This is a genomic window from Asaia siamensis (genome assembly GCF_014635085.1).
In the GTDB taxonomy this organism is placed as follows: Bacteria; Pseudomonadota; Alphaproteobacteria; order Acetobacterales; family Acetobacteraceae; genus Asaia; species Asaia siamensis.
On record NZ_BMCH01000015.1, the window covers coordinates 1 to 4,731 of the forward strand.

Here is a 4,731-nt window from a genome sequence, read left to right on the forward strand (position 1 = left end):
CTCCCGACCCAATCCTACCGCTGACAGCCTGAGGCGGCGCTTGCCTCGTTCAACGCCGCGCCGATCAGCCCTCCCAGACATTTCTCCCTTTCTCTGAGTTTGCGTCCCTGAACGCGAAAAGGATCTCGCATGCCCGTGTTCCTGAGTGCTTTTGCACGCCTTCAGTCGTGGCTATCACCCGCTTTTGACCTGACCCTCTCGGTCAAAGCGCCAGCCCGTATTCTGCGGATGGTTGGCCCCATCATCGAGAAGCTCATCACTGATGACAAAATAGGCGAGAGCTACCGCTGCGCCACGTCGCACTGGTTTCGCTACGACGTGCCTCCTCTGGCCTATTATCACGGCTCCACATCGACCTGCGTCATCTCCGGCCCGTTGCTGAAGCATGGCAAAGCCTACCGCCCAACAGGAGCGATTATTCAGACACCTGGCTTCGATGTTCGCCTCCCGCCAGAAGACGCCTACGACCTGGACCAACAGATCCAGGAGGCCATCGAAAGCACAATCGTCGATTGGGTCGCGGAGTACCAAGAGCGTGAGCCAGCCCCTGAGCCACGTCATCCGCCGGGTGCAACGGTCGATCTCGACGCGCTCCTTGACGACACGGCGCCCGTGTTTCATCCAGACTCATTAGAGACACGGTCTGCGCCGCTCAAAACGCAGAAGCGCCGCCGTTCGACCTCCTCATCCAAGGGAGGTCAGTATGTCTAAACGACAGCCTGTCTCTCTCCCGTTCGACCGACCCGAGACTTCGTCTCGGGCCACAGAAAGAAGAACACACCGTACTCACTGGCCTGTGGCTTGGGGCTGCGCTTTTCAGCGCGTGCGATCCGCCTACACATCCGGCGGTTCTGTTCGACACATTGGGACGCCTAGATTTTTTAAGAGTGCGGATGGCCTACACGGACAGGTGCAGCCATGAGCACGGTCCAGCACACTCTGCGCCTGCCAAGGGCGCTCGATCAGGCTCTGCGCAAGCACGCGGCGGCGCGCGAGCTGACCCCTTATGCGCTCTTGCAGCTCTGCGTTCGCAGCGGACTCGCGAGCGTGATCGATGAGCGCGGCCAAACCCCGCTCCTCAACGAGATAGCCCCAGAGCTTGGAGCCCTCAGCGCCCGCGTTGCTCATGTCGAGCGTCTCACAGAACGCACGCTCTATGTGGCCTGTGCAGCCTATGTCTATGCCCGCGCCGCAGCACCGGCCCGTGTCGATGACACCCAACTCAGTGATGACATCACGGCCGCTTTTCAGCGCCAGCTTTCTCATGCCGGAGACGCCTTATGAGCAATGATCTCGACCAACGCGCTCATGCCCAGGCTTTGCGCGCCCTTCGACGATCCGAGAGCGGCGCCCGTGCGCGTCAGGGGTTTCTCATCATCTTGTTAGTGGCGCTTGTAAGCGGACTCTTAGCCGGGCTCGCCACGACACCAGGTGAGACGCTGCGCCTGGCAGGTCCTTTTCTCTACGCAGAGGCGCAACGCCCCGTGATGGCGATGACGGGCAAAGACGTGCCCATGCACGTGAGCATTGCGGACAAAATATATGATACCGGCGCGCAGGAGGTTCTCGCCGAACCTTGGCTCCGGGGGCGCATGGTTGGCTTGATGGAGCGCGTCGCAATCGGCCTGATCCTGGGTGGCGGCGCCGCAATTGCGGGTCTTTGGCTCACCAAAGACAAACGACATCGCAAAACCGCTGCTGAGCTGGCGGATCGCTATATCAGCGGAACGCGACTGGTCTCAGCCCTAGCTCTCGCCAAGGCTACGGACAATCCCGACGACCCAGCGCCACTCGTCATAGGATCGGTATCGATCCCGCGCGGTTTTGAAACCCGCCATTTTGAACTGGATGGCTCGACGGGTTCCGGCAAAACCACAGCCATGCGTCAGATGCTCGATGGCATTGAAGCCCGTGGCGAGCCTGCGATCGTCTATGACATTTCCGGCACTTTCGTCGCTCAGTATTACAACCCCGTGCGGGGCGACATCATCCTCAGCCCATTCGATTCCCGTGGGGCCTATTGGAGCCTCTTCGACGAGATCCAGCATCCGGCTGATGCAGCACGGCTTGCGCGCTATCTGATCAACGAGACCGGCGACCGAGATCGGGATATCTGGTTAGAGACGGCGCGCATTCTGGTCGCCAATATCTTGCGCCAGCTTTGGGAAGAAGAACGCGGAACACCGGCCGCGCTGATCGAGGCGCTCCAATATATGACGAGTGAGGAGTTGGGGCGCTGGTTGGCGCATACCTCCTCAGCTCGCACTTTTGCCCAAGATGCGGAACGCGCCACAGCCAGCGTGCTCTTCATGCTCGCCAAGGCCGTCAATCTGCTGATGTTCCTGCGGACCGAGCCGGATCCGGGCGCAAAGAGCTTCTCTTTTGCTGCGTTCCTCGGCAGCCTGGACAAGCACAAAGGCGGAACACGCGCTCCGTGGGTCTTTGTGCCGCGCAAGGAAGATTACTTCGAGGCGGTCAAACCGCTCATGGCGCTTTGGCTTGAATGTGCAGCCTCGGCGACACTGGCTTTACCGCCCTCGAACACGCGGCGCTTGTGGTTTGTGCTCGACGAGTTCCCGGATCTTCCCCGCGTTGACAATATGACGCGTCTGCTCCCCCAAGGCCGACAGTTCGGGGCCGCGGTCATTCTGACCTTTCAGACCATCGGTCAGATGTGCAGTCGTTACGGCGAACAAGATGCCCAGGCCATTTTGGGCAACTGCAACACAAAGCTGTTTCTGCAGCTTTCAGATACAGAAAGCCGAGAGCGCGCTTCTGCCACGATTGGCAAGGTCGAGGTGGAGATCCAAACCGTCTCAGGCGTGATGGATACCAAGACCCGCAAGCCCCAGATCACCGTGAGCTCTCGACGTGAAGTGCGACCCGCTGTGATGGAGAGCCAGTTCCGCTTGGCGCCAGGGCGCGGCTATCTGCTCCTCCCGGATGGACTGCCAGTGGCGCGCATCACGCTCAGCACAGACCACATTGCGGCCCGTGGCGCTCCAAAAGCCGCAGCTTTTGAGGCGATTGACCCCGCCAAAACATTCTGGGGCAAACAAGACAGACAGAATGCTGTGCGTGAAGACGCCGCCCTTGAGAAAACGCCATCCAAGACGGCGCAAAAACCGATATTAGCCATTCCACCCAAGCCCGCGCGTGATCGGGGGCCTGTCTGATGGTGGCGACCGTTTCCGGGCTGACCAATGCAGCCCAAGCCAGCGCCTATTACGAGGCTGACGACTACTATTCTGAGGACGGCACTGCGCCGTCTGTCTGGTTGGGAAAAGGTGCGGCTGAGCTGGGCCTCTCTGGAGACGTCGATCAGGAGGCGTTTACACGCCTCCTTCATGGACAGATTGCCAAAGATCAGCGCCTGGGCACGCAGCGCGATGGAGAATGGAGCCATCGCCCTGGATGGGATCTAACCTTTAGCGCACCGAAGTCCGTATCGATCATGGCGGAAGTAGCAGGCGATCGTCGCCTGATTGAAGCTCATGAGGCGGCGGTCCAGCGCACTCTTGCCCTTGCCGAGCAACACTTGGCAGCAACCCGCATCCGGGAAGATGGAGAAGTCCGCCGTGAGGTGACGCAGAATCTTGTGATTGCAAGCTTCCGACACGGGACCAGCCGCGCGCTCGATCCACAACTCCATAGCCACAACGTCATTTTGAACATGACGCAGGATCAAGACGGCCATTGGCGGAGTCTGGAGCCCCGTGCTCTGTATCAACTCCAAAAGCAGTTGGGGGCGCTTTATCGCCAAGAGTTAGCGCATGAGGTGACAGAGCTGGGCTACGAGATCACCAAAGGCAAAGATTCGAGCTTTGAGATTGCCGGTCTCTCTCCTGAGAGCTTGGAGGCATTTAGCCAAAGAGCACAGGCGATCGAGGCGCAACTGGCGGAGCGTGGGAAGTCGCGCGCTCAGGCCAGTGCGGCAGAGAAACAGACAATCGCGCTGGATACCCGCCAAGCCAAAGAGGCCGTGCCCCAGGCTGAACTGGTTCAGGCTTGGAGAGAAGCCGCAGACTCAGCCGGACTGACAGAGGAAAAGCGCCGCCAGCTTGTGGCAGAGGCTCAGGGGCGCTTGACGGCGCACGCCGATCAAGAGAGCTCCAACGTGTTTGGCCGGGAGTTGTTGGCGGATCAGGCTGTTGCTCAAGGGGCGGCGATGCTGGGCGAGCGCAATTCTGTCTTTGCCACGACTGCGCTGCATGAGGCGGCAGGACGCTTTGCGCTTGGTGCAGTCAGCCAGGCCGAGATTGCCGAGGCGATCACGCGGGCTGAGACAACAGGTGAGCTAGAGAGACGGACCTATCTCGATTATCGGGGCGCCGCCTTTGAGGGCATGACGACCGCGACCAATATCGCCAATGAAATGACGCTTTTGCGGCTCGAAGAGGACGGACGGCACAAAATCACGCCCATCCTCTCACCCCTTGACGCTGGCAAGACCGTGGCTCAAGCCGAGCAGCGCTCAGCCCTCAAAGGGCACGCCTGGAATGAAGAGCAGCGGGCGGCGACCGCACAGATCCTCACGAGCACCAATCAGACCATTGGGCTCCAAGGCTATGCAGGCACCACTAAGACCTCAACCGTTCTGGCAACAGTGGCGAAAAGCGCGGAATTGCAAGGCTATCGCGTCACAGCCCTGGCCCCGACCGCTTCAGCCGCGCAAGTACTGGGAGATGCGCTCGACAGTCGAGCCGATACCTTGGCGCGGCATCTTCTGGC

4 protein-coding genes are annotated in these 4,731 nt (G+C 60.2%); all 4 read left to right on the forward strand.

Going from position 1 to position 4,731, the window contains the following annotated elements; all coding sequences use genetic code 11:
• Nucleotides 1-129: 129 nt before the first annotated feature.
• Complete coding sequence (locus IEV53_RS14715) at nucleotides 130-711, forward strand: hypothetical protein (RefSeq protein WP_188427586.1); 582 nt, start codon at nucleotides 130-132, stop codon at nucleotides 709-711.
• A 207-nt stretch (nucleotides 712-918) separates the two neighbouring features.
• Entirely contained in the window at nucleotides 919-1,284 is a 366-nt protein-coding gene (locus IEV53_RS14720) for a hypothetical protein (protein ID WP_229719933.1), read from the forward strand.
• Nucleotides 1,281-3,176 (forward strand): type IV secretion system DNA-binding domain-containing protein, encoded by a 1,896-nt coding sequence (locus IEV53_RS14725; RefSeq protein WP_229719934.1) that lies wholly within the window; start codon nucleotides 1,281-1,283, stop codon nucleotides 3,174-3,176. Before IEV53_RS14720 ends, IEV53_RS14725 begins: the two co-directional genes overlap by 4 nt.
• The coding region (gene mobF, locus IEV53_RS14730) for a MobF family relaxase (RefSeq protein ID WP_188427587.1) at nucleotides 3,176-4,731 on the forward strand (1,556 nt) is incomplete at its 3' end. The genes IEV53_RS14725 and mobF, both read left to right, overlap by 1 nt.

Excerpts from the sequence above, each read along its gene's own strand:
- IEV53_RS14715 (WP_188427586.1), top strand. The coding sequence starts at position 130 with ATGCCCGTGTTCCTGAGTGCTTTTGCACGCCTTCAGTCGTGGCTATCA.
- IEV53_RS14720 (WP_229719933.1), top strand. The coding sequence starts at position 919 with ATGAGCACGGTCCAGCACACTCTGCGCCTGCCAAGGGCGCTCGATCAG.
- IEV53_RS14725 (WP_229719934.1), top strand. The coding sequence starts at position 1,281 with ATGAGCAATGATCTCGACCAACGCGCTCATGCCCAGGCTTTGCGCGCC.